This is a genomic window from Cupriavidus sp. USMAA2-4 (assembly GCF_001854305.1).
Classification (GTDB): Bacteria; Pseudomonadota; Gammaproteobacteria; order Burkholderiales; family Burkholderiaceae; genus Cupriavidus; species Cupriavidus malaysiensis.
Genome location: NZ_CP017748.1, coordinates 3,037,899 through 3,062,542, shown reverse-complemented (window position 1 = coordinate 3,062,542; position 24,644 = coordinate 3,037,899). Strand labels below are relative to the sequence as shown.

19 protein-coding genes are annotated in these 24,644 nt (G+C 68.3%); 1 reads left to right on the top strand and 18 read right to left on the bottom strand.

Translation table 11 applies throughout. From position 1 onward, the window contains the following. A complete protein-coding gene (argJ, locus tag BKK79_RS13515) occupies positions 1-1,227 on the bottom strand; it encodes a bifunctional glutamate N-acetyltransferase/amino-acid acetyltransferase ArgJ (protein WP_071037871.1) in 1,227 nt (408 codons plus the stop codon). Between the two features lie 177 nt (positions 1,228-1,404). After that, the gene (secA, locus tag BKK79_RS13510; protein WP_071015578.1) at positions 1,405-4,179 is read right to left on the bottom strand and encodes a preprotein translocase subunit SecA; all 2,775 of its coding nucleotides are present in this window, start codon (positions 4,177-4,179) and stop codon (positions 1,405-1,407) included. A 494-nt stretch (positions 4,180-4,673) separates the two neighbouring features. Here secA and BKK79_RS13505 point away from each other — a divergent pair, with 494 nt between their 5' ends. Then, positions 4,674-5,177 carry a DciA family protein gene (locus tag BKK79_RS13505; protein ID WP_071015580.1) on the top strand — a complete coding sequence of 168 codons (504 nt, stop codon included), beginning with the start codon at positions 4,674-4,676 and terminating at the stop codon, positions 5,175-5,177. Positions 5,178-5,301: 124 nt separating this feature from the next. On the opposite strand, the gene lpxC is transcribed toward BKK79_RS13505, so the two are convergent. The 16 genes from lpxC to rsmH form a co-directional block, all read right to left on the bottom strand. Continuing rightward, a complete protein-coding gene (gene lpxC / locus BKK79_RS13500; RefSeq protein WP_071037870.1) occupies positions 5,302-6,219 on the bottom strand; it encodes a UDP-3-O-acyl-N-acetylglucosamine deacetylase in 918 nt (305 codons plus the stop codon). Between the two features lie 161 nt (positions 6,220-6,380). Beyond that, positions 6,381-6,887, bottom strand: a complete 507-nt coding sequence (locus tag BKK79_RS13495) for a peroxiredoxin (RefSeq protein WP_071015583.1) — start codon at positions 6,885-6,887, stop codon at positions 6,381-6,383. Between the two features lie 473 nt (positions 6,888-7,360). Next, positions 7,361-8,548 (bottom strand): cell division protein FtsZ, encoded by a 1,188-nt coding sequence (gene ftsZ, locus BKK79_RS13490; RefSeq protein WP_071037869.1) that lies wholly within the window; start codon positions 8,546-8,548, stop codon positions 7,361-7,363. 136 nt (positions 8,549-8,684) lie between these two features. Further along, positions 8,685-9,917 (bottom strand): cell division protein FtsA, encoded by a 1,233-nt coding sequence (ftsA, locus tag BKK79_RS13485; protein WP_071015587.1) that lies wholly within the window; start codon positions 9,915-9,917, stop codon positions 8,685-8,687. Further along, a complete protein-coding gene (locus BKK79_RS13480) occupies positions 9,914-10,801 on the bottom strand; it encodes a cell division protein FtsQ/DivIB (protein WP_071015588.1) in 888 nt (295 codons plus the stop codon). The genes ftsA and BKK79_RS13480 overlap by 4 nt, the downstream gene beginning before the upstream one ends. Positions 10,802-10,933: 132 nt before the next feature. Then, complete coding sequence (locus tag BKK79_RS13475; protein ID WP_071015590.1) at positions 10,934-11,917, bottom strand: D-alanine--D-alanine ligase; 984 nt, start codon at positions 11,915-11,917, stop codon at positions 10,934-10,936. Further along, positions 11,914-13,335: a UDP-N-acetylmuramate--L-alanine ligase gene (gene murC, locus BKK79_RS13470; RefSeq protein WP_071037868.1), complete on the bottom strand. Its 1,422-nt coding sequence runs from the start codon at positions 13,333-13,335 to the stop codon at positions 11,914-11,916. Before murC ends, BKK79_RS13475 begins: the two co-directional genes overlap by 4 nt. A gap of 12 nt (positions 13,336-13,347) precedes the next feature. Beyond that, positions 13,348-14,418 carry an undecaprenyldiphospho-muramoylpentapeptide beta-N-acetylglucosaminyltransferase gene (gene murG / locus BKK79_RS13465; RefSeq protein ID WP_071037867.1) on the bottom strand — a complete coding sequence of 357 codons (1,071 nt, stop codon included), beginning with the start codon at positions 14,416-14,418 and terminating at the stop codon, positions 13,348-13,350. A gap of 109 nt (positions 14,419-14,527) precedes the next feature. After that, a complete protein-coding gene (gene ftsW / locus BKK79_RS13460) occupies positions 14,528-15,769 on the bottom strand; it encodes a putative lipid II flippase FtsW (protein ID WP_071015596.1) in 1,242 nt (413 codons plus the stop codon). Continuing rightward, positions 15,766-17,274 (bottom strand): UDP-N-acetylmuramoyl-L-alanine--D-glutamate ligase, encoded by a 1,509-nt coding sequence (gene murD / locus BKK79_RS13455; protein ID WP_071015597.1) that lies wholly within the window; start codon positions 17,272-17,274, stop codon positions 15,766-15,768. The genes ftsW and murD overlap by 4 nt, the downstream gene beginning before the upstream one ends. Positions 17,275-17,331: 57 nt before the next feature. Then, on the bottom strand, positions 17,332-18,501 hold the full coding sequence (mraY, locus tag BKK79_RS13450) for a phospho-N-acetylmuramoyl-pentapeptide-transferase (protein ID WP_071015599.1): 1,170 nt from the start codon (positions 18,499-18,501) through the stop codon (positions 17,332-17,334). Positions 18,502-18,546: 45 nt separating this feature from the next. Further along, positions 18,547-19,974, bottom strand: coding sequence for a UDP-N-acetylmuramoyl-tripeptide--D-alanyl-D-alanine ligase (locus BKK79_RS13445; RefSeq protein ID WP_232346217.1), 1,428 nt, complete (start codon positions 19,972-19,974; stop codon positions 18,547-18,549). Further along, on the bottom strand, positions 19,971-21,524 hold the full coding sequence (locus tag BKK79_RS13440; RefSeq protein WP_071037866.1) for a UDP-N-acetylmuramoyl-L-alanyl-D-glutamate--2,6-diaminopimelate ligase: 1,554 nt from the start codon (positions 21,522-21,524) through the stop codon (positions 19,971-19,973). Before BKK79_RS13440 ends, BKK79_RS13445 begins: the two co-directional genes overlap by 4 nt. Then, positions 21,521-23,341 (bottom strand): peptidoglycan D,D-transpeptidase FtsI family protein, encoded by a 1,821-nt coding sequence (locus BKK79_RS13435; RefSeq protein ID WP_071015602.1) that lies wholly within the window; start codon positions 23,339-23,341, stop codon positions 21,521-21,523. Before BKK79_RS13435 ends, BKK79_RS13440 begins: the two co-directional genes overlap by 4 nt. Beyond that, positions 23,338-23,661, bottom strand: coding sequence for a cell division protein FtsL (ftsL, locus tag BKK79_RS13430; protein WP_071015604.1), 324 nt, complete (start codon positions 23,659-23,661; stop codon positions 23,338-23,340). The genes BKK79_RS13435 and ftsL overlap by 4 nt, the downstream gene beginning before the upstream one ends. Next, complete coding sequence (rsmH, locus tag BKK79_RS13425; RefSeq protein ID WP_071015606.1) at positions 23,658-24,641, bottom strand: 16S rRNA (cytosine(1402)-N(4))-methyltransferase RsmH; 984 nt, start codon at positions 24,639-24,641, stop codon at positions 23,658-23,660. The genes ftsL and rsmH overlap by 4 nt, the downstream gene beginning before the upstream one ends. Between the last annotated feature and the right edge of the window lie 3 nt (positions 24,642-24,644).

Sequence of the window (24,644 nt, the reverse complement as noted above, 5' to 3'; positions counted from 1 at the left end):
TCAGGAACGGTAGTCGGCGTTGATCGAAACGTAGTCGTGCGACAGGTCGCAGGTCCAGACAGTCGCGCTGGCATCGCCGCGGCCGAGCGCGATGCGCACGGTGATCTCCGCCTGCTTCATCACGCGCTGGCCGTCTTCTTCGCGGTATTCCGGATGACGGCCGCCATCGCGGGCGACCCAGACGTCGTCCAGCCACAGGTTGACGCGATCGACGTCCAAGTCGTCCACGCCAGCGTAGCCGACTGCGGCCAGGATGCGGCCCAGGTTGGGATCGGAGGCATAGAAGGCCGTCTTCACCAGCGGCGAGTGCGCCACTGCATAGGCGATCTGGCGGCATTCGGCGACGTTCGCACCGCCTTCGACGCAGATCGTCATCAATTTGGTGGCGCCTTCGCCGTCGCGCACGATCATCTGCGCCAGTTCCTGCGCCAGCGAGGTGACCGCTTCGCGCAGCGCCTCGAAGGCCGCGCCGTCGGCGCGCTCCACGGCGACGCCGGCCTTGCCGGTGGCAACCAGCACGAAGGAGTCGTTGGTCGAGGTGTCGCCGTCGATGGTGATGCTGTTGAAGGAATGGTCGGCCGCATACGACACCAGGGCCTGCAGCACCGGCTGCGCGACGGCGGCGTCCATGGCGATGAAGCCCAGCATGGTGGCCATGTTCGGGCGGATCATGCCGGCGCCCTTGCTGATGCCGGACAGCGTGACCGTCTTGCCGTCGATCTGCACCGTGCGCGAAGCCGCCTTGGGCTGGGTGTCGGTGGTCATGATCGATTCGGCCGCGGCCAGCCAGTTGTCGGCGCGCGCGTTGGCGATGGCGGCCGGCAGCCCCGCGACCAGGCGGTCGACCGGCAGCGGCTCGAGGATCACCCCGGTCGAGAAGGGCAGCACCTGTTCCGGCGCGATGCCCAGTGCCTTGGCCAGCGCTTCGCAGGTGGCGCGGGCATTGGCCAGGCCGGGCTCGCCGGTACCGGCGTTGGCATTGCCGGTATTGACCACGATCGCACGGATGCCCTTGCCGGCGGCAAGGTGCTCACGGCAGACCTGCACCGGTGCCGCGCAGAAGCGGTTGCGGGTGAACACGCCGGCCACGGTGCTGCCCTCGGCCACGCGCGCGACCAGCACGTCCTTGCGGTTGGCCTTGCGGATGCCCGCCTCGGCCCAGCCCAGCTCGAAGCCGGCTACGGGTTTCAGGTCTTCCGCGCGGGGCAGCGGCAGGTTGACGGCCATGATGTTTCCTCTGTGTGCTGTGATGCTCGATGTGTCGAATGCGGCGGCACGCGCCCGCGCCCCGCCCTCCTGCTGCCGGGCCGCGGCCGCATCGGCGCGGCGGCACGGCAGCGATACGGCCCGCCTGACGAATATGCCCGCTTGCGCGGGCATATCGGTCCTGCCGTGCGCCTGGCTTCAGCTCAGCTTGCCATGGCACTGCTTGTACTTCTTGCCCGAGCCGCAGGGGCAGGGATCGTTGCGGCCCACCTTCGGCTGGCCGGCGGCCGCTGCCGCGGCCCCGGCGGCAATCGCCGAGCGCGCCGGCTGTCCGTCCTCGAGCGGCTCGCCGCCTTCGCCCAGCTCTTCGTGCTTGAACTGCAGGTTCTCCAGGTGGGACAGGCCCTCCTCGATCTGCTCCGATGCCTGTTCCAGCTCTTCGGGCGACTGGATCTGCACGTTGAAGATCACGCGCGTGACCTCGTTCTTGATCACGTCCAGCAGGCGGCCGAACAGTTCGAACGATTCGCGCTTGTATTCCTGCTTGGGATCCTTCTGTGCGTAGCCGCGCAGGTGGATGCCCTGGCGCAGATGATCCAGCGCCGCCAGGTGCTCGCGCCAGTGCGTGTCGATGCTCTGCAGCATGACCGAGCGCTCGAAGCCGGCGAAGGCCTCGCGGCCGACCTGCGCGACCTTGCCGTCGTAGCGCTCGTTGGCGGCGCCCATCACCATGGTCAGCAGCTGCTCGTCCTCGATGCTCTGCGCGGCTTCGATGGTCTTCGCCAGCGGCAGCTCCAGCCCCCAGTCATCGCGCAGCCGCGTCTCGAGGCCGCTGATGTCCCATTGTTCTTCCATGGTGTCGGCCGGCACGTGCTCGTGGAACAGCTCCTCCAGCACGCTCTCGCGCAGGTTCCGCACCATCTCGCCGACATCCTGCGCCTCGAGCACCTCGTTGCGCAGCTTGTAGATTTCCTTGCGCTGGTCGTTGGCGACGTCATCGTACTGCAGCAGCTGCTTGCGGATGTCGAAGTTGCGGCCTTCCACCTTGCGCTGCGCCGATTCGATCGAACGGGTCACGATGCCGGCCTCGATCGGTTCGCCTTCGGGCATCTTCAGTCGTTCCATGATCGCGCGCACGCGATCACCGGCGAAGATGCGCAGCAGCTGGTCATCCAGCGACAGGTAGAAGCGCGAGGAGCCCGGATCGCCCTGGCGGCCGGCACGGCCGCGCAGCTGGTTGTCGATACGGCGCGACTCGTGGCGCTCGGTGCCGACGATGTGCAGGCCGCCGGAAGCCTTGACCTGCTCGTGCAGCGACTTCCACTCGTCCTTCAGCTTGGCGATGCGCGCCGCCTTTTCGTCGTCCGACAGACCGGCGTCCGCCTCGATGAAGCCGGACTGCTTCTCCACATTGCCGCCCAGCACGATGTCGGTACCGCGGCCGGCCATGTTGGTGGCGATGGTGATCATCTTGGGCCGGCCCGCCTGTGCGACGATCTCGGCCTCGCGCGCGTGCTGCTTGGCGTTGAGCACCTGGTGCGGCAGCTTTTCCTTGTTCAGCAGGTCCGACAGGTACTCCGAGGTCTCGATCGAGGTGGTACCCACCAGCACCGGCTGGCCACGCTCGTAGCAGTCGCGGATGTCGCGCACCACCGCGTCGTAGCGCTCCTTGGAGGTCTTGTAGATCTGGTCCTGCAGATCCTTGCGCTGGGCCGGGCGGTTGGTCGGGATCACCACCACTTCCAGGCCGTAGATCTCCTGGAATTCGTAGGCTTCCGTGTCGGCCGTGCCGGTCATGCCGGCCAGCTTCTCATACATGCGGAAGTAGTTCTGGAAGGTGATGGTGGCCAGCGTCTGGTTTTCCTGCTGGATGGTCACGCCTTCCTTGGCCTCGACCGCCTGGTGCAGGCCATCGGACCAACGGCGGCCGGTCATCAGGCGGCCGGTGAATTCGTCGACGATGATGACCTCGTCGTTCTGCACCACGTAGTGCTGGTCGCGGTGGAACAGGCTGTAGGCGCGCAGCGCGGCGTACAGGTGGTGCATCAGCGTGATGTTCTGCGGCGCGTAGAGCGACTCGCCCTCGCCGATCAGGCCCATCTCGGACATGATGCGCTCGGCCTTCTCGTGCCCGGACTCGGTCAGGTAGACCTGGTGGCCCTTCTCGTCGACATAGTAGTCGCCCGGCTTCTCCACCCCGGTGCCGTCGGCCTTCTCCTCGCCGATCTGGCGTTCCAGCAGCTTGGGAATGCCGTTCATGCGCTGGTACAGGTCGGTATGGTTCTCCGCCTGGCCCGAGATGATCAGCGGCGTGCGCGCCTCGTCGATCAGGATCGAGTCCACTTCGTCGACGATGGCGTAGTGCAGCGGGCGCTGCACGCGCTGCGACGGGTCGTAGACCATGTTGTCGCGCAGGTAGTCGAAGCCGAACTCGTTGTTGGTGCCGTAAGTGATGTCGGCGTTGTAGGCCGACTGCTTCTGGTCGTGCGGCATCTGCGACAGGTTCACGCCCACCGACAGACCGAGGAAGTTATACAGGCGCCCCATCCACTCCGCGTCGCGCTGGGCCAGGTAGTCGTTGACCGTGACCACGTGCACGCCCTTGCCGGTGATGGCGTTCAGGTAGACCGCCAGCGTGGCGGTCAGGGTCTTGCCCTCGCCGGTGCGCATTTCGGCGATCTTGTTGTCGTTGAGCACCATGCCGCCGATCAGCTGCATGTCGAAGTGACGCATCTTCATCACGCGCTTGCTGGCCTCGCGGCACACCGCGAAGGCTTCGGGCAGCAACGCCTGCAGCGACTCGCCGGCGGCGTGGCGCTGGCGGAAAGTCTCCGTCATGCCCCGCAGCGCCTCGTCCGACAGCTTCTCGAACTGGGGCTCCAGCGCATTGATCTGCGCGACGGTCCGGCGATATTGTTTGATCAGCCGCTCGTTGCGGCTGCCGAAGACTTTCTTCAGGAGGCCCGTGATCATCGATTGCTTTCACCTGCGCGGAACCGGCCTGGCCGCCGGCACGACGGCTGGACCGGGGGGTTGGCCGCGCGAGGATATGGAGAGTTGGCGCAAAACGCCGAGTTTATCATGCGCGCGTGGCAATTCCTGGGCAGCCGGCGGCCCGCGCGCCGAGGCCGCCACAGGCGCGCCGCCGGGGGCCGCGGCCCTTGCCGGGACGGCCCCGCGGCGCCTGCCGCTGCGGTGTCCCGATGCACAAATCCGTTGAGCAAATCCGCCGATAAGCCGCGCGATGCGTCGTCACGAATGTTCGCAAGGCCCTAGCCGGGTTGCGCTTCGTTGCTGGCCTCGCACGTCTTCTCGGGTCTTCTCGGGTCTTCTCGTCAGACCGAGTGATGCCACGAACTGAAGAATCAGGACACTAGCTCAGATCGGGGCGCGCCGCCAGGGTTCAAGTGCACCCGCGCCCGTCCCGCCCGCGCCTGGCGAACTGCCACTCGCGCTAGAATGTACGCATGCGCCTGTTCACCCACCACGCCCTCAAGACACCCGCCGCCAAGCCGCTCCACGACTGGCTGGACAAGGCCGGCCCCGTCTCGGTGCTGATGCGGACCGCACGTGAACTGGCCGACCTGGAGGGCGAGGTGCTGGCGCTGCTCCCCCCCGGCCTGCGGGCCGGCATCGCCGTGGCCGGCGTCAAACGGGACAACCGTGGCAATCCGCAGGAGCAGGCCCTGTTGCTGCTGGCCGCCCACGGCGCGGCCGCGGCGCGGGTACGCCAGATCGTGCCGACGCTGCTGACGCGGCTGCAGGAACGCGGCTCGGCCATCACCACCATCCGCGTGCGGGTCCAGCCCGAGGTCGGGCGCCGCGATGAGTGGGACGCTCCGCCGGTCGCACGGCCGCGCACCGGCCGCATGTCGGCCGCGGGGCTGGCCAGCCTCGGCGAGCTGGCCGGTCAGTTGCCGGCATCGCCGCTGCGCGATGCGCTGCAGACCTTGCTGTCGCATCATCGCTGATCCGCTGCCGGTCCACCGCGCGGCATCGAACCGCCGGCGCCGCCCGCCAGCAAAAAAGGCCGATCGCAGGATCGGCCTTTGTCTTTTGCGAGTTCTGTGTACCGGGACCCGCCCGGCACACGCTTCAGCCGAAGGCCGGCTGCGCCTGCGGCAGGAAGGCGTGCGGCGCATCCTCCACACGATCGAAGGTGACGATCTCGTAGGCCTCCTGGTCCGCCAGCAAGGTCCGCAGCAGCTGGTTGTTCATGCCGTGGCCGGACTTGTGCGCTACATAGGCGCCGATCACCGGATGGCCCACCACGTACAGGTCACCGATCGCATCGAGGATCTTGTGGCGCACGAACTCGTCGCCGTAGCGCAACTCCTCGTTGTTGAGCATGCGATGTTCGTCCAGCACGATGGCGTTGTCCAGGCTGCCGCCGCGCGCCAGGCCCATCTCGCGCAGGGCCTCGAACTCGTGGGCGAAGCCGAAGGTGCGCGCGCGCGCGATCTCGCGCACGTAGCTGGTATCGGCGAAATCGATGGAGAAGGTCTGGCCGGTCTTGTCGACCGCCGGGTGGCGGAAGTCGATGGTGAAGCTCAGCTTGAAGCCGAAATAGGGCTCCAGCCGGGCCAGCTTGTCGCCTTCGCGCACTTCCACCGGCTTCTTGACCCGGATGAAGCGCTTGGCCGCCGGCTGCTCTTCGATGCCGGCCGACTGCAGCAGGAACACGAAGGAGGAGGCGCTGCCGTCCAGGATCGGGATCTCTTCGGCATCGACGTCGACATAGAGGTTGTCGATGCCCAGGCCGGCGCAGGCCGACATCAGGTGCTCGACCGTGGAAACGCGCGCACCATCCTTCTGCAGCACCGAGGCCAGGCGCGTGTCGCCGATCGCCATGGCCGAAGCGGGGATTTCCACCGGCTCGGGCAGATCGACGCGGGTGAACACGATGCCGACATCGGCGGCAGCGGGTCTCAGCGTCAGCGTGACCTTGCGCCCCGAGTGCAAACCGATGCCGACCGTCTTCACCAGGGATTTGATGGTGCGCTGTTTGAGCATGACGGCCTCAGTTATTATTAAAATCTATCAACCACTTGATTCAATAAGTAATCTTACCACTGCCTCGCCTCCCGCGCTGCACCATTTTGTTTCGTCGTGTTAGGCGGCTCGGACATGTAGCATATCAGGCACACTCATGTCCTGACCGCCCCGCCGGTGTCTTACCCGCGCAACGCCTCCAGCATGGCCTCAGCGCTGCTGACACGGAACTCGCCCGGTGCTTCCACCTGGAGCACCTTGACGACGCCGTCATCGATCAGCATCGCGTAGCGCTTCGAGCGCACGCCCATGCCGCGCGCATCCAGGTCCTGGTCCAGGCCCAGCGCCCGCGTCCAGTGCGCACTGCCGTCGCCCATCATGCGGACCTTGCCGCCGACCTGTTGCTCACGGCCCCAGGCACCCATCACGAAGGCGTCGTTGACAGACACGCACCAGACCTCGTCGACACCGGCCGCACGCAAGGCCTCGGCCTGCGCCACATAGCCGGGCACGTGCTTGGCCGAACAAGTCGGCGTGAACGCACCCGGGAGTCCGAATACGAGGATCTTGCGGCCGCGCACCAGATCGGACACGGCAAAGGCATTGGGACCGAGGCTGCAGCCTTCGCGCTCGGCGTCCAGGAATTCGGTCAGGGTCGCGTCGGGTACGCGGTCTCCGATGGCAATCATGCGCTCAACTCTGTTCATCAATGTGTGGATCGGAATTGCCGGCGCGACGAGACGGAAAACGGGCGCGCACGACAGCTTTGTCGTGAAGCGACAGTCTGCATCATAGTAGGTCGCTGCTGGCCGCGCTCAAAGCAGCAAGGACGGCATCCCACCTGCGGCGCGGAGCGCATACGCAGGCAATGTGCAGGTCCGGAATGCGCCGCGCGCCGCACCTCTCGGTGCGGCGCGCGGACAGCGGCCCATCCCGGCCAGGAAGGCGGGAAACCGGATCCGGGGAGGCGGCCGTGGCACGCCTGTCCCGGCGACGGGATGGCTCAGGAGGCAGGCTTCAGCACAAGCGGGTGCCGCCGCGCTGGCGAGGCGGGCCAGTACGATCCGGGCCAGGCACGGGCGAGGGAGCGCCTGCGTGCATCGCCGCATCGGATCGCTGGCCAGCCGGCCGGCTGGCGAGCATGCCGCCCTGCCGGGCCGGCTCAGTCAGCCTGCTTGCGCAGGAAGGCCGGGATGTCGTAGGTGTCGACGCCCTTTTCCTGCAGCGCCGCCACGTGAGCCGACGCCGACTCGCGCGAGCTGCGCCACACCGCCGGCGTGTCGAGGCCGCTGTAGTCGGGCGTCTGCGTCATGGTCGGGGCGATGCTGGCCATCATCTGCACCGGCATGTTGTCGGTACCGGTCTTCAGCAGCGTCATCGGCTGCTGCTTCTTCGCCGAGCGGCCCAGGCCGGTCGCCACCACGGTCACGCGCAGTGCGTCGCCCATGGAGTCGTCGTACACCGTGCCGAAGATCACCGTGGCATCTTCCGCCGCGTAGCTGCGGATGGTGTTCATGACTTCCTTGGTCTCCGACAGCTTCAGCGAATGGCTGGCGGTGATGTTGACCAGCACGCCGCGCGCGCCCGACAGGTCCACGCCTTCCAGCAGCGGGCTGGCGACGGCCTGCTCGGCGGCCAGGCGGGCGCGGTCCACGCCGGACACGGTGGCCGTGCCCATCATGGCCTTGCCCTGCTCGCCCATGACCGTCTTGACGTCCTCGAAGTCGACGTTGACCAGGCCATCGACATTGATGATCTCGGCAATGCCGGCCACGGCGTTGTGCAGCACGTCGTCGGCGCACTGGAAGCACTTGTCCATCTCGGCGTCGTCGCCCATCACTTCGAACAGCTTCTCGTTGAGCACGACGATCAGCGAGTCGACGCAGGCCTCGAGCTCGCCCGAGCCGGCTTCGGCGACCTTGGCGCGGCGGGCACCTTCGAACTCGAACGGCTTGCTGACGACACCCACGGTCAGGATGCCCATTTCCTTCGCCACCTGCGCCACGATCGGTGCGGCGCCGGTACCGGTGCCGCCGCCCATGCCGGCAGTGATGAAGACCATGTGCGCGCCGCGCAGGGCATCGGCGATCTGATCGCGCGCCTGCTCGGCGCAGTTGCGGCCGACCTCAGGCTTGGCGCCGGCGCCGAGACCGCTGTTGCCGAGCTGCAGCACGCGCTCCGCCGACGAGCGCTTGAGCGCCTGGGCATCGGTATTCATGCAGATGAACTCCACACCCTGCACGCCGCGGTTGATCATGTGCTGCACGGCGTTGCCGCCCGCGCCGCCCACGCCAACCACCTTGATGATGGTGCCGTCCTGCATTTCCGTTTCGATCATGTCAAAGTCCATCACTGCCTCCAAGAAGAATCAGTCCCCAAACGCTGCGGCCTCCCCGCCGCAGCCCTTGGTTCCTGAACAAGAAACCAAAGATTGAAAAGAAAACTTCTACCTTGCGAACCTGTTGCGTACTGCCGGCCGCGGCAACTCAGAAGTTGCCGACGAACCATTCCTTCATGCGGCCCCATACCTGCTTGACCGAGCCGCTCTGCACGGCGACCTTGCGCCCGCGCATGCGCTGCACGCGCCCTTCGAGCAACAGACCCATCACCGTCGAGTAGCGCGGGCTCTTGACCACCTCGTGCAGGTTGCCGCGATACTCGGGCACACCGACACGCACCGGCTTGAGGAAGATGTCCTCGCCCAGCTCGACCATGCCCGGCATCATCGCCGTGCCACCGGTGATCACCACGCCCGACGACAGCAGTTCTTCATAGCCGGACTCGCGCACCACCTGGTGCACCAGGGAATACAGTTCCTCGATGCGCGGCTCGATCACCGCCGCCAGCGCCTGGCGCGACAGCGTGCGCGTGCCGCGGTCGCCGACGCCCGGCACCTCGATCATGTCGTCCGGATCGGCGATCGCCTGCTTGGCGATGCCGTACTGCATCTTGATGTCCTCGGCATCCGGCGTCGGCGTACGCAGCGCCATCGCGATGTCGTTGGTGATCTGGTCGCCGGCGATGGGAATCACCGCGGTGTGGCGGATCGCCCCTTCGCTGAAGATGGCGATATCGGTGGTGCCGCCGCCGATGTCGACCAGCACCACGCCCAGTTCCTTCTCGTCCTCGGTCAGCACCGCCAGGCTGGAAGCCAGCGGCTGCAGGATCAGGTCGTGCACTTCCAGGCCGCAGCGGCGCACGCACTTGACGATGTTCTGCGCCGCACTGACCGCGCCGGTGACGATGTGCACCTTCACTTCCAGGCGGATGCCGCTCATGCCGATCGGCTCGCGCACATCCTCCTGGCCATCGATGATGAATTCCTGGGTCAGGATGTGCAGGATCTGCTGGTCGGTCGGGATGTTGACCGCCTTGGCCGTCTCGATCACCCGGGCCACGTCCGTCTGCGTGACTTCCTTGTCCTTGATCGCCACCATGCCGCTCGAGTTGAAGCTGCGGATATGGCTGCCGGCGATGCCGGTGAAGACCTCGGAGATCTTGCAGTCGGCCATCAGTTCGGCCTCTTCCAGCGCCCGCTGGATCGACTGCACGGTGGCCTCGATGTTGACCACGACCCCCTTCTTCAGCCCCTTGGACTCGGCCTGGCCCATCCCGATCACTTCGTAGCTGCCGTCGGGGCGCAGTTCCGCGACCACCGCCGCCACCTTCGAGGTGCCGATGTCGAGACCGACCAGGAGGTCCTTGTATTCCTTGCTCATCGCGATTTCTCCGCGTTCTTGCTCTTCAGTCGCGTCGTATTGTTGGGGTTGCTGCTATTGGTAGTGCCCGCCTTCGCCGGCGATGCCTTGGCCTTCGCCGCGGCCGCCACCTGGGCATCGGTCAGGAAGCGGATATTGGCGGCACGGATGGCAAAACCGTTGGGATAGCGCAGGTCGGCGTACTCGACCTGCTTGCCCCACTGCCTGGTGACCTCCGGCCACGCCGCCACGAAACGCTTGACGCGCTGCTCCATGGCGGCGCGATCCTCTTCGTTCTGCTCGCGCCCCAGCTCCACCACCATGCCGTTGGAGAGCTTGGCGCGCCAGGCATAGCGGGCGGACAGCGACACCGCGAGCGGCTCGGCCTGCAGCGGCTTGAACCACTCGCGCATGGTCTCCAGCTTCTCGACCACGTCTTCCTCGCTGTCGGTCGGGCCTTCCAGCGCCAGCAGCTGGGCATCCTCCTCTGCCTCGGCCGTGTTGGCCACGAAGACTTCGCCGTAGGTATTGATCAGCCTGCCGCTGTCGGCGCCGCCCCAGGTACCGAGCGCCTCGTGCTCCTCGACCTCGACCGCCAGGCCGTTGGGCCATTCGCGGCGCACGCTGGCGCGGCGCACCCAGGGCACCGACTCGAACACCTGGCGCGCCGCGTTCAGGTCCAGCGTGAAGAAGTTTCCGTTCAGCTTGCCCAGGGCGTTGGTGCGCACGCTGGGCGCGTTGACGTGGCGCAGCACCGCGCCGTCCAGACCGCTCACGTCGACATGGGTGATGGCGAACACCGGCCGCTGGGCCAGCCACAGCAGGCCGGCCGCGAGCGCCATCAGCGCCACCAGCACATAGAGCGTGGAAGCGATCAGGTTGAGCAGGCGTGCGTTGTGCCACATGTCAGGTGTCGGTCAGATTCGGTCAGGTGTTGGTCGGCTGTCGTTGCTCGGTCCGTTTGCGTCGCGCGGCTTCGGTTCCAGTCATATCGGCTTCGTCTGCGCGCCGCCGTCCGCCGGCCGGCGCCCCCTGCCCTACTCGGGCTTCCAGTGTTCGTTCGGTTGCAGGTCCAGCGTCGCCGCGGCCAGCACCTGCATGACGAAGTCCTCGTAGCTGATGCCCGCGGCACGCGCCGCCATCGGCACCAGCGAATGGCCGGTCATGCCCGGCGAGGTGTTCATCTCCAGCAGGAAGGGCTTGCCGTCGGCGCGCAGCATCACGTCGGCACGCGCCCAGCCGCGGCAACCCAGCACGCGGTAGGCATTGACCGCCAGGTCCTGCACTTCGCGCTCGAGCGCCTCCGGCAGGCCCGACGGGCACAGGTATTGGGTATCGTCAGTAAAGTACTTATTTTGATAGTCGTAGTTGGCGCCGGGCGCGACGATGCGGATGACCGGCAGCGCCGCGGCGTCATCGCCCTCCCCTACCAGCGGGCAGGTCAGCTCCGCGCCATCGATGAAGGTCTCGGCGATGACATCGCGGTCGAGCGCCGCCGCCTTCTCGTAGGCCTCGCGCATCTGCGCCGCGTCGGTCACCTTGGTCAGGCCGATCGACGAACCCTCGCGCGCCGGCTTGACGATCAGCGGCAGCCCCAGCTCGGCCACCACGGCGGTGAAGTCGGAGCCGGCCTGCAGCATGGCGAAGCGCGGCGTCGGCAGGCCGTGGGTCATCCACAGCCGCTTGGTGGCCTGCTTGTCCATCGACAAGGCCGAGGCCAGCACGCCGCTGCCCGTATAGGGAATGCCGAGCTGCTCGAGCAGGCCCTGCATGGTGCCGTCCTCGCCGTAACGGCCGTGCAGCGCGATGAAGACGCGGTCGAATCCCGCCGCGGCCAGCTCGGCCACGCCCTGCACGGCCGGATCGAAGGCATGGGCATCCACGCCGCGCGACTGCAACGCCGCCAGCACGCCGCGGCCGGACATCAGCGATACCTCGCGTTCGGCCGAGCGGCCGCCGAACAGCACGCCGACCTTGCCAAGGGAGCGGGGATCGATCTGGGGATGGGCGACGAAGCTCATGCCTGGCCTCCTGCCGGCTGCTGGCGCGATACCACCTGGCCCGGCACGGCGCCGATCGAACCGGCGCCCATGGTGATCACGACATCGCCGGGACGCGCCGCGCCCAGGATGGCGGCCGGCATCTCCTCGATGTGCTCGACGAAGACTGGCTCGACCTTGGCTGCCACGCGCAGCGCGCGGGTCAGGGCGCGCCCGTCGGCCGCCACCACGGGGGCCTCGCCGGCCGCGTAGACTTCGGCCAGCAGCAGCGCGTCGACGCTGCCCAGCACCTTGACGAAGTCCTCGAAGCAGTCGCGCGTGCGCGTATAGCGGTGGGGCTGGAAGGCCAGCACCAGGCGGCGGCCCGGGAAGGCACCGCGTGCCGCCGCCAGGGTCGCCGCCATCTCGACCGGATGGTGGCCGTAGTCGTCGACCAGCGTGAAGGTGCCGGTGCCGTCGGCCGTGGCCACTTCTCCGTAGCGCTGGAAGCGCCGGCCCACGCCGTGGAACTCGCGCAGCGCCTTCACGATGGCGGCGTCAGGCACCTCCAGCTCGGTGGCGATGGCGATCGCGGCCAGCGCGTTCTGCACGTTGTGCAGGCCCGGCAGGTTCAGCACCACCTCGAGCGGTGGCTCGGCATGGCCGTTGAGCTGGCGCAGCACGGTGAAGTGCATCTGCCCGTCGACCGCGCGCGCGTCGACCGCCCGCACCTGCGCATCCTCGGCGAAGCCATAGCGCACGATGGGCTTGGAGACGAAGGGCAGGATCTCGCGCACATTGGGATCGTCCACGCACAGCACGGCGATGCCATAGAAGGGCAGCCGCTGCGTGAACTCGATGAAAGCCTGCTTCAGGCGCGCGAAGTCATGGCCGTAGGTGGCCATGTGATCGGCATCGATATTGGTGATGACTTCCATCACCGGGAACAGGTTCAGGAAGGAAGCATCGGACTCGTCGGCCTCGGCGACGATGAAGTCGCCGGTGCCCAGGCGCGCGTTGGCGCCGGCCGAATTCAGACGGCCGCCGATGACGAAGGTGGGATCGAGGCCGCCCTCGGCCAGCACCGAGGCGACCAGGCTGGTGGTGGTGGTCTTGCCGTGCGTGCCGGCGATGGCCACGCCTTGCTTCAGGCGCATCAGCTCGGCCAGCATGACGGCGCGCGGCACCACCGGGATGCGGCGCGCGCGCGCGGCGATCACTTCCGGATTGTCGTCGCCCACGGCGGTGGAGATCACCACCGCATTGACGCCGTCGACATTGGCCGCATCATGGCCGTGCATCACCTTGGCACCGAGCGCGCTCAGGCGCTGCGTGGCAGCGTTGCTGCCCATGTCGGAACCGGAGACCTTGTAGCCCAGGTTCAGCAGGACCTCGGCGATGCCGCTCATGCCGGCGCCGCCGATGCCCACGAAGTGAATGTTCTTGACGATATGCTTCATGAATCCATTGCTTCAATGCCTGGCCATGCCGGCGCAGACCTCGGCCACGCGCCGGGTCGCATCCGGCTTGGCCAGGCCGCGCGCCAGGCGCGCCATGTCTTTCAGTTGCGACCGCTGCAGGCCGGCGAGCGTGCGCGCCAGCCCCTCGGGGTTCAGGTCTTGCTGCTGGACCAGCAGGGCCGCGCCCTGCCGCGAGAGGAATTCCGCGTTGGTGGTCTGGTGGTCGTCCACGGCATGCGGGAACGGTACGAACAGCGCCGCCACGCCCGCCGCCGCGACTTCCGATACGGTCATTGCGCCCGAGCGGCAGATCACCAGGTCTGCCTCGTCGTAGGCTCGTGCCATGTCGTCGATGAAGGGCACGGTCTCGGCCTCGACGCCTGCCGCCGCGTAATTCGCGCGCAGGGTGTCGATCTGCTTGACGCCGGCCTGGTGCGTCACGCGCGGCCGCTCGGCCGCCGGCAGCAGCGCCAGCGCCTTGGGCACCACCTCGTTGAGGGCGGCCGCGCCCAGGCTGCCGCCCACCACCAGCACGCGCAGCGGACCGGTGCGCTGCGCATAGCGCGCCTCGGGTGCCGGCAGGCCGGCCACCTCCGCGCGTACCGGATTGCCGGTCCACTCGGCCCCGGGCAGTGCCCCGGGGAAAGCGCACAGCACGCGGTCCGCCACCTTGGCCAGCACCTTGTTGGCCAGGCCGGCGATCGAATTCTGCTCGTGCAGCACCAGCGGCCGGCCGATCAGCGCCGCCATCATGCCCGCGGGGAAGGTGATATAGCCGCCCATGCCCAGCACCACGTCCGGGCGTACCCGGCGCAGCGCACCCAGGCTCTGCCAGAAGGCGCGCAGCAGGTTCAGCGGCAGCAGCAGCTTGGTCACCAGGCCCTTGCCGCGCAGGCCGCCGAACTGCACGAACTCCATCGGGATATCGTGCTTCGGCACCAGCGTCGCCTCCATGCCGGTACGGTTGCCCAGCCAGACCACGCGCCAGCCCTGCTCGCGCAGCGTGCGTGCGACCGCCAGCCCGGGGAAGACGTGCCCCCCGGTGCCGCCGGCCATGACCAGGAGGGTGCGCTGCGCGCTCATACCTTCCCTCCGCGCATCGCAACGAGGTTTTGGTTACGGCCGCTGCGCTTAACTTCCTGCTCACGCAGGAAGTTAGCCTCCACCGAAACCGTGTATTGCCGCGCTCCGGTCATACCTTCCCTCCGCGCATCAATACACGGTTTTCATAATCAATGCGCAGCAGGATCGCGAGCGCCACGCAGTTCATCAGGATGCCCGAGCCGCCGTAGCTGACCAGCGGCAGCGTCAAGCCCTTGGTCGGCAGCAGGCCGAGGTTCACGCCCATATTGATGAAGGTCTGCCAGCCGACCCACACGCCGATGCCCTTGGCCACCAGGCCGGCAAAGGTGCGGTCGAGCTGCAGCGCGGTGCGGCCGATGCCGAAGGCGCGCCGCACCAGCCAGTAGAACAGCACGATCACCACCAGCACGCCGATGAAACCGAATTCCTCGCCGATGACGGCGAGGATGAAGTCTGTGTGGGCTTCGGGCAGGTAGTGCAGCTTCTCGATGCTGCCGCCCAGTCCGACGCCGGCCCATTCGCCGCGCCCGAAGGCGATCAGCGAGTGGGTGAGCTGGTAGGCCTTGCCCAGCGCGTTGCTCTCTTCCCATGGGTTCAGGTAGGCGAAGATCCGCTCGCGCCGCCAGGGCGAAGCCGTGATCAGCAGCGCGAAGGCGCCGATCGCCACGCCGACCAGGCCGGCGAACAGCTTGCCGTTGATCCCGCCCAGGAAAAGGATGGCCATCGCCACCGCGGCCACCACGAGGAAGGCCCCCATGTCCGGCTCCAGCAGCAGCAGCATGCCCACCACGACCACCGCCACTCCCATCGGCAGGAAGCCCTTGGCGACGGTCTGCATCCACTCCTGTTTGCGCACGGTGTAGTTGGCCGCGTACAGCACCACCGCCAGTTTCATCAGCTCGGAGGGCTGGAAGTTCATTACGCCCAGCGGGATCCAGCGACGCGCGCCATTGACGCCCTTGCCGACGTGGGGGATCAGCACCACCACCAGCAGCAGCAGGGCGAGGATGAAGAGCTTGGGCGCGTAGCGGTCCCACACCTTGACCGGGATCTGGAAGGCGACGAGGCCGCACGACAGGCCGATGAACAGCGCGAAGGCGTGGCGGAGCAGGAAGTGGCCCTCGCCGTAGTTGGCATAGCGCGGCGCATCGGGCAGCGCGATCGAGGCCGAGTAGACCATCACCAGGCCGAAGGCGAGCAGCACGATCGACACCCACAGCAGGGGCTGATCGTATTCCATCATGCGCGAGCGCGTCGGCTTGACGCCGGATACCGCGTCACGCAGGCCACCCCAGGCATTGCCGATGGTGGCGCCGATGAAGCCGCTGCGCTTGACCTGCGAATCGCTCATGGCATGATCCCCCGGGACAGGGCGAGTTCCTCCACCGCAGCGCGGAACACCTCGGCGCGGTGCACGTAGTTGCGGAACATGTCGAGGCTGGCACAGGCGGGCGACAGCAGCACGGCGTCGCCCGGCTGGGCCAGGCGCGCGGCCAGCGTGACCGCCTCTTCCAGCGTGCCGGCGTCGACCAGCTGCGCGCCGCTCTCCTCCAGCGCCGCGCGCAATTCACCGGCGGCGCGCCCGATCAGCACCACCGCACGCGCGTACTGCGCGACCGGCGCCGCCAGCGGCGAGAAATCCTGCCCCTTGCCCTCGCCGCCCGCGATCAGCACCACGCGCTTGTCCAGCCCGGACAAGGCGGCCACGGTGGCGCCGACATTGGTGCCCTTGCTGTCGTCGAAGTACTCGACTTCGTCCAGCGTCATCATGTGCTCGACACGATGCGGTTCGCCCTGGTACTCGCGCAGCCCGTGCAGCAGGGCATTGAGCGGCAGGCCGATGGCGCGGCACAGTGCCAGCGCGGCCATCGCATTGGTGGCATTGTGCAGGCCGCGGATCTGCAGCGCGTCCACGGGCATCAGGCGCTTGTGGCGCACCGGCAGCGCCTCCTCCGGCGCGCCCGCGGCGGACTTGCGGCGACGCGGCCTGGACTCCTCGGCCTCGCTGTCGGCCTCCGCCAGCACCAGCCAGGGCATGCCGCCCTCGCGCAGGATGCCGTAGCTGCCGGCCGTCTCGGGCAGGTCGGTGCCGAAGCTGACCGGCACCGAGCCGGGCCGTGCCATCGCCATGGTCACGCGGTCATTGCGGTTCAGCACCTGCACGCAATGTCCCGAGGTGCCGAAGATGCGGGCCTTGGCGGCGGCATAGGCCTCCATGCTGCCGTGCCAGTCGAGGTGGTCCTGCGTCACGTTGAGCACGGTGGCCGCGTGCGGCGCCAGCGTGTGGGTGGTCTCGAGCTGGAAGCTGGAGAGCTCCAGCACCCAGACTTCGGGCAGCGCCCCGGCGGCGATGCAGGCGGCCAGCTTGTCGAGCGCGGAAGGACTGATATTGCCGGCCACGGCCACGCTCTTGCCGGCGCGCTCGGCCAGACGGCCGGTCAGCGCGGTGGTGGTGGTCTTGCCGTTGGTGCCGGTGATGGCGATCACGCTCGGGGTATAGCCGGTGTCGGCCTGCAACTGCACCAGGGCGCGGGCGAACAGCTCGATCTCGCCCCACACCGGGATGCCGCGCGCGCGCGCCGCCGCCAGCAGGGCAGCCGTGCCGGCCTCGTTCGGCGACAGGCCGGGGCTGATCGCCACCAGGCCGATGCCGTCGAGCAGCGTCTCGCCGAAAGCGCCACCGACGAACTCGGCGCCGGTCAGCTCGGCTTGCAGGAAGACAAGGTTGGCGGGCGCCTCGCGCGTGTCGGCCACGCGCACGGCGCAGCCGTGGCGGCCGCACCAGCGCGCCATCGCCAGGCCCGATTCGCCCAGGCCCAGTACCAGCACATGAGGTTGTTGCAACTCGCCGAACACTTTGTTTCCCTGCCTTCGTTCCTGTTGATTACCTGAATTTCCGTCCCGCTGCGCCGCTCAGCGCAGCTTCAGCGAGGACAGCCCGATCAGCACCAGCAGCATGGTGATGATCCAGAAGCGCACGACGACCTGCGTCTCCTTCCAGCCGCTCAGCTCGAAGTGGTGATGCAGCGGTGCCATGCGGAACAAGCGCCGTCCTTCGCCGTAGCGCCGCTTGGTGATCTTGAACCAGGTCACCTGCAGCATCACCGACAGCGTTTCCACCACGAAGATGCCGCCCATCACGAACAGCACGATTTCCTGGCGCACGATCACCGCCACCGTGCCGAGCGCGCCGCCCAGCGCCAGCGCGCCCACGTCGCCCATGAAGACCTGGGCCGGATGGGCGTTGAACCAGAGGAAGGCCAGCCCCGCGCCTGCCATCGCCGAACAGAAGATCAGCAATTCGCCGGCGCCGGGGATGTGCGGGAACAACAGGTACTTGCTGTACACCGCGCTGCCCATCACGTAGGCGAACACACCCAGCGCGCCGCCGACCAGCACCACCGGCATGATGACCAGCCCGTCGAGGCCGTCGGTCAGGTTGACCGCGTTGCTCGAGCCGACGATCACCAGGTAGGTCAGCACGATGAAGCCGGCCACGCCCAGCGGGTAGCTCACCTCCTTGAAGAAGGGCACGATCAGGTTGGACTTGTACGGCATGTCCAGCGACATCCCACCCTCGACCCAGCCGAGGAACAGGTGCCAGACCTTCACGTTGCTGCTTTCCGAGACCGAGAAGGCCAGGTAGACCGCCGCCACCAGGCCGATCAGGGTCTGCCAGAAGAACTTCTCGCGGCTCGACATGCCACGCGGATCGCGATAGACCACCTTGCGGTAGTCATCGACCCAGCCGATCGCGCCATAGCCCAGCGTGACCAGCATCACTACCCAGATGAAGCGGTTGCCCCAGTCGCACCACAGCAGCGTGGAGATGGCGATCGACAGCAGCACCAGCACGCCGCCCATGGTGGGCGTGCCGGCCTTGACCAGGTGGGTCTGCGGGCCGATCGTGCGCACCGCCTGGCCGATCTTCAGGTCGGTCAGCTTGCGGATCACCCACGGGCCGAGCGCGAGCCCGATCACCAGCGCGGTGAGGTTGGCCATCACCGCGCGGAAGGTCAGATAGTTGAAGACCCGCAGGAAGCCGTAGTCGTCTTGCAGCCACTGGGCCAGAGCCAATAACATCGTGTTTCCGTATTCCTTTCGCCAGCCGCCGGTGGATCCGGCGTCTCACTGTGCGATGGGGGATCCGACCAGCGCATCCACCATCCGTTCCATGCGCATGAAGCGCGATCCTTTCACCAGCACCGCGGCTGCCCGCGTCACCACCCCTTCCTCATCCGCCGCCAGCGCCTGCAGCAGGTCTTCCGCGCGGGCGAAATGGCGTCCACCCGGCCCGAAGGCCTGCACCGCATGGGTCGCCAGTTCGCCCGTCGCCCACAGCGCGCCGATGCCGCGCTCACGCGCAAAGGCGCCGACCTCCGCGTGGAACGGCGCGCCCTGGTCGCCGACCTCGCCCATGTCCCCCAGCACCAGCAGGCGCGGGGTGGCGAAGCCGGCCAGCACGTCGATCGCCGCCCGCACTGAGTCCGGATTGGCGTTGTAGCTGTCGTCGATCACCAGTTCGCCGCGCCGGCCATGCTTGACCTGCAGGCGTCCCTTGACCGCGCTGAAGCCGGCCAGGCCACGCTGGATCGCCGCCACTTCGACACCGGCGGCCAGCGCGCACGCGATCGCGCCAAGCGCGTTGCGGGCGTTGTGCGCGCCGAGCAGCGGCAGGCGCACCTCGAATGCGCCGGCCGGCGAGCGTACCTGCAGGCATTGCACGCTGTCCTCGAGCCGGATCTCCGCGCCGACGTCGGCGCCGGCCGCCAGGCCGAAGCTCAGCACGCGGCGCGCGCCGGCAGCTTCGCGCCAGATCGGCGCATGCGCGCTGCCGCCTTCCGCGTCGTGCGGGATCACGGCGACACCGTCGGCCGGCAGCGCGGCGATGGCTGCGGCATGCTCGCGCGCCACCGCCTCGACGCTGACCATGAATTCCTGGTGCTCGCGCTGGGCGTTGGTGATCACCGCCACCGTGGCCTGGGCGATGCCGGCCAGGTAGACCGTCTCGCCCGGATGGTTCATGCCCAGTTCGAGCACGGCCAGCCGGTGCTGCGCACGCAGGCGCAGCACGGTCAGCGGCAGGCCGATATCGTTGTTCAGGTTGCCGCCGGTAGCCAGGCGCTGCTCGGCGCCGACCGCGGCGGCGAAGATCGCCGCGATCATCTCCTTGACCGTGGTCTTGCCGTTGCTGCCGGTCACCGCCACGGTCGGCAGGTGGAAGCGGCGGCGCCAGCCCGCGGCGAGCGCACCCAGCGCCAGCCGCGTGTCGGGCGCCACGATGGCCGGCACGTCCAGGCCGGGCTCGCGCGCGACCAGCACCGCGGCCACGCCGCGCGCCACCACCTCGGGCAGGAAATCGTGCGCATCGAAACGCTCGCCCTTGAGCGCGACGAAGAGGTCGCCGGGCGCCGCAGTGCGGCTGTCGGTATGGACGCGGGTGAAGGCGCGCGCGGCATCGCCGCGCACGCTGGCGCCGTCGATCCAGGCAGTGGCCTGGGCCAGCGAGCACATCGCTTCGCTGTGTTCGGTACGTTCGGTGTTCATGCTGCTCATGCCGAGACTCCGCGCGCGCCCAGGGTCAGGCGCACATGCTCGCGGTCGGAGAAAGGCCGCTTGCGGCCATTCACTTCCTGGGTGGCCTCATGGCCCTTGCCCGCCACCAGCACCACGTCGGCGGCGCCGGCATGGCGGATGGCGTGGAGGATGGCGGCGGCGCGGTCCTCGATCAGGCGCGCGCGCGCGCGCTCCCGCATGCCGTCGGCAATGGCCTCCAGGATGTCCTGCGGGTCTTCGCTGCGCGGGTTGTCGCTGGTGAGGACCACTTCGTCGGCCAGCCGTTCGGCCACGGCGCCCATCAGCGGACGCTTGATCGGATCGCGGTCGCCACCGCAGCCGAACACGCACCAGAGCCGTCCACCGCGTGCCTGCGCCACCGGCCGCAGCGCGACCAGCGTCTGCTCCAGCGCGTCCGGCGTATGTGCGTAGTCGACCACGGCGAGCGGCCCGTCGTGGCCGCCGAACAGCTCCATGCGCCCCTCGACCGGGGTCAGCCCGCGCAGCGCCGCCAGCGCGGCGTCCCAGGGCACGCTGTTGGCGAGCGCGGCACCCAGCACGGCCAGCAGGTTGCTGACATTGAAGGCGCCGATCATCGACGTCACCACCTCGGCGCTGCCGAAGCTGCCGTCGATGTGGAAACTGGTGCCGCCGGTGGTGGCCTGCACGGCGCTGGCGCGCAGCCATTGGCCGCGCGGGCCGGCAAGGCTGGCGCCGGCCGGGCCGTCGATGCCGTACTCGATCACCTGCGGGGCCGACAGCTTGGCGCCGCCGCCGGCCAGCAGGCGGCGCCCCATGGCGTCGTCGCGGTTGACCACTGCGGTGCGCAGGCCGGGCCACTGGAACAGCAGCGCCTTCGCCGCCTCGTACTCGGCCATGGTGCCGTGGTAGTCGAGATGGTCCTGGGTCAGGTTGGTCAACACCGCCACATCGAAGCAGGTCCCGGCCACGCGCCCCTGCTCGAGGCCGTGCGACGACACTTCCATGGCGACGGCGCGCGCACCGGCTGTGCGCAACTCGGCCAGGCTGGCCTGCAGTTGCACCGCATCGGGCGTGGTGAAGCCGGTCATCTTCAGGGCACCGGGGAAGCCGGTGCCGAGCGTGCCGATTGCCGCGCAGGGGGTGCCGGCCGCCTGCAGCAGCCGGGCCAGCCACTGGCTGCACGAGGTCTTGCCATTGGTGCCGGTGATGCCGGTCACCGCCAGCGGCTGCGCCAGGTTGCCGTACCAGCCGGCGGCAACCGGGCCGGCCAGGCGGTGCAGGCCGTCGACGCCGAGATGGGCGACCGCCTCACCGTGCTGCCAGGCGAAGCCGTCGGCCTCGTAGATCACCGCCGAGGCGCCGGCGGCAATGGCCTGGGCGATATGCGGCCGGCCGTCGGTGGACAGGCGCTGGTTGCCGAGCACGTAGGCGAAGAACACATCGCCCGGCGCCAGGCGGCGCGTGTCGCCGGTCAGCCTGGCCGTGGCGGGCGCGTGCGCGCGCAGCCAGGCCAGCGCGTTGTCGGCCTCGGCCGCCAGTTCGATGGGAAGCATGGCCTTGCCGCTCATTGGGATCCGCTCCAGGGTTCGCTTTCCTGCACCCCGTCGGTCACCACCAGCTGGCGGATCGGCGAGTCCGGCTGCACGTTCAGCGCGCGCAGCGCGCCGCTGGTCAGCGCGGCGAAGACCGGGCCGGCGACGGCGCCGCCGTAGTGGCTGCCGGCGGACGGCTCGTCCACGCTGACCGCAACGATCACGCGCGGGTTGGACATCGGCGCCAGGCCGGCGAAGGATGCGCGGTACTTGCTGCGGTCATAGCCGCGACCGACGTGCTTGTAGGCCGTGCCGGTCTTGCCGCCGACGCGGTAGCCCATCACCTGCGCCTGCGGCGCGGTGCCGCCCGGCGCCGTCACGGTTTCCAGCATGGCGCGCACCTGGCGCGCCACCTCCGGCGACAGCACGCGCTCGCCGCCCACCGGACCGCTGGTGCGGAAGATCGACAGCGGGATCAGCTCGCCGTCATGGGCAAAGATGGTGTAGGCATGGGCCATCTGCAACAGGGAGACCGACAGGCCGTAGCCGTAGGACATGGTCGCCTGCTCGATCGGGCGCCAGCTCTTCCACGGCCGCACGCGCCCGGCCACCGCGCCGGGGAAGCCGATCTTGGGCGCCTGGCCGAGGCCGACGCTGGTGAACATGTCCCACATCTCCTGCGGCTTGAGCTGCATCGCGATCTTCATCGTGCCGATGTTGCTCGACTTCTGGATCACGCCGGCCACGGTCAGGGCGCCGTAGTTATGGGTGTCGGAGATGGTCGCGCCTTCGTAGGTGAACTTGCCGCTGGTCTGGATCACGGTCGACGGCGTCACGCGGCCGAGCTGCAGGGCCAGGCCGACGGTGATCGGCTTCATCATCGAGCCCGGCTCGAAGGTGTCGGTCAACACGCGGTTGCGCAACTGTTCGCCCGACAGGCGGGTGCGGTCGTTCGGGTTATAGGTAGGCCAGTTGGCCAGCGCCAGGATCTCGCCGGTCTGCGCGTCGAGCACCACGGCGCTGGCGGCCTTGGCCTTGTTGCGCTCGACCACCGCCTTGACCTCGTTGAAGGCCAGGTACTGGATCTTGGCGTCGATGGAGAGCTGCAGGTCGGCGCCGTCGCGCGGCGTCTTCAGGACGCCGACGTCCTCGACCACCCGGCCGAGCCGGTCCTTGATCACCTGGCGCGCGCCGGGCTTGCCCGCCAGCACGGACTCCTGCGACAGCTCGACGCCCTCCTGCCCCTTGTCCTCGACATTGGTGAAGCCGACCACGTGGGCCATCGCCTCGCCCTCGGGATAGAAGCGCTTGTACTCGCGCATCTGGTGGATGCCGTCGATCTTCAGTTCGGCGATCTTGTCCGCCACGTCGGGCTCCACCTGGCGCTTCAGGTAGACGAAGCTCTTGTCCTCGGACAGCTTCTTGCTCAATTCCTTCTCGGACATGCCGAGCAGCTTGGCCAGGCGCTGGATCTTGTCCAGCTCGACCTGCTCCGGCACGTCCTCCGGCACCGCCCAGATGGCCCGCACCGGCAGGCTGGTGGCCAGCACCAGGCCGTTGCGGTCGAGGATCTTGCCGCGCGTGGCCGGCAGCTCGAGCGTGCGCTGGAAACGCTTCTTGCCTTGCGCCTCGTAGAACTGGTTGCCAGGCCCCTGGATCCACAGCGCGCGCGCGGCCAGCGCCACGAAGGCGGCAAACATCAGGAACACGACGAACTTGGAACGCCACATCGGCAGCCGCAGGCCGAGCACCGGACTGGCCGAGAACTGGCCGCTGCGCGGACGCGCGCGGCCGTTGGCACCGTCGGCGCGCGCACGCGCGCCGACGCCCTGGCCGGAACGGGCGATGGTCATGGCCGGCCCTCCGCGCTGCTGGCCGGCGCCGCCGCAACGCCGCTGGCGGGCGCCAGCACGATGCCGGACAGGTACTGGGTACGCCCGGGGGTGACCGGGGACATCTGCAGCTGGCTGCGCGCCGCATCGGCAATGCGCGCGCTCTTGCTGAGCGCGCTCTGCTGGTATTGCAGGCGCGACCAGTCGACGTCGAGCTGCTTCTCCTCGCTCTGCGCCCGCTCGAGTGCAACGAACAGCGTGCGAGCCTGGTGCTGCGCGCCGACCAGGGACAGCGCGCACAGCATCAGGGCCACGAGCAGGAAGAAGGCCAGGCGGTTCACGCGCGCACTCCCGCCGGCGGCAGTTTCTCCGCCACGCGCATCACCGCCGAGCGCGCGCGCGGGTTGTCCGCGACCTCGGCCTCGCTGGGCTTGTAGCGGCCGAGCAGCTTGAGCGTGGGCTGGGGCAGGTCGGCGGCGCGCAGCGGCGCGCGCCGCAGGGCCGGATCGGCGTCCTGCTGGGGGCGGGCGTGCGCCTGCATGAACCGCTTGACGATGCGATCCTCCAGCGAGTGAAAGCTGATCACCACCAGGCGCCCTCCGACCTCCAGCAACTCGTACGCCGCGCTCAGGCCTCTTTCGAGGTCCGCAAGCTCTTGATTGACGTGAATCCGTAGAGCTTGAAAGGTGCGGGTCGCAGGGTCCTGACCCTTCTCGCGAGTCTTGACGGCTTTCGCCACGAGCGCGGCAAGGTCGGATGTAGTGGCAATGGGTCCGCCATCGCCGGGTTCGCTCCGGCGAGCAACAATCGCCTTTGCAATCTGTACAGCAAACCGTTCTTCCCCATAGTCCCGTATCACCCTCGCGATGTCTTTCTCATCCGCCTGCGCCAGCCACTCGGCGGCGGTGATGCCGCGCGTGGTGTCCATGCGCATGTCCAGCGGCCCCTCGAAACGAAAGGAGAATCCCCGTGACGCCTCGTCGATCTGCGGCGAGCTGATGCCGAGGTCGAGCAGCACGCCCGCCACCGGTGCGCGGCCGGACAGGCACGCGCCCATCTCCGCGAAGCTCGCATGCTCAATGGAGAAGCGGGCATCCTGGATGGTGCCCGCTTCTGCGATTGCTGCCGGATCCTTGTCGAAGGCGACCAGGGCGCCGGCTGGTCCGAGCCGGGCCAGCACGGCCCGGCTATGCCCCCCGCGCCCGAAGGTACCGTCCACATAGACGCCATCCGAGCGCCAGAGCAAAGCCTCGACGGCTTCGTCCAGCATCACGGTGCGATGGCGCAGGGCGGTGGTTCCCGGCGTTGCGGTTGGGCTCATGAC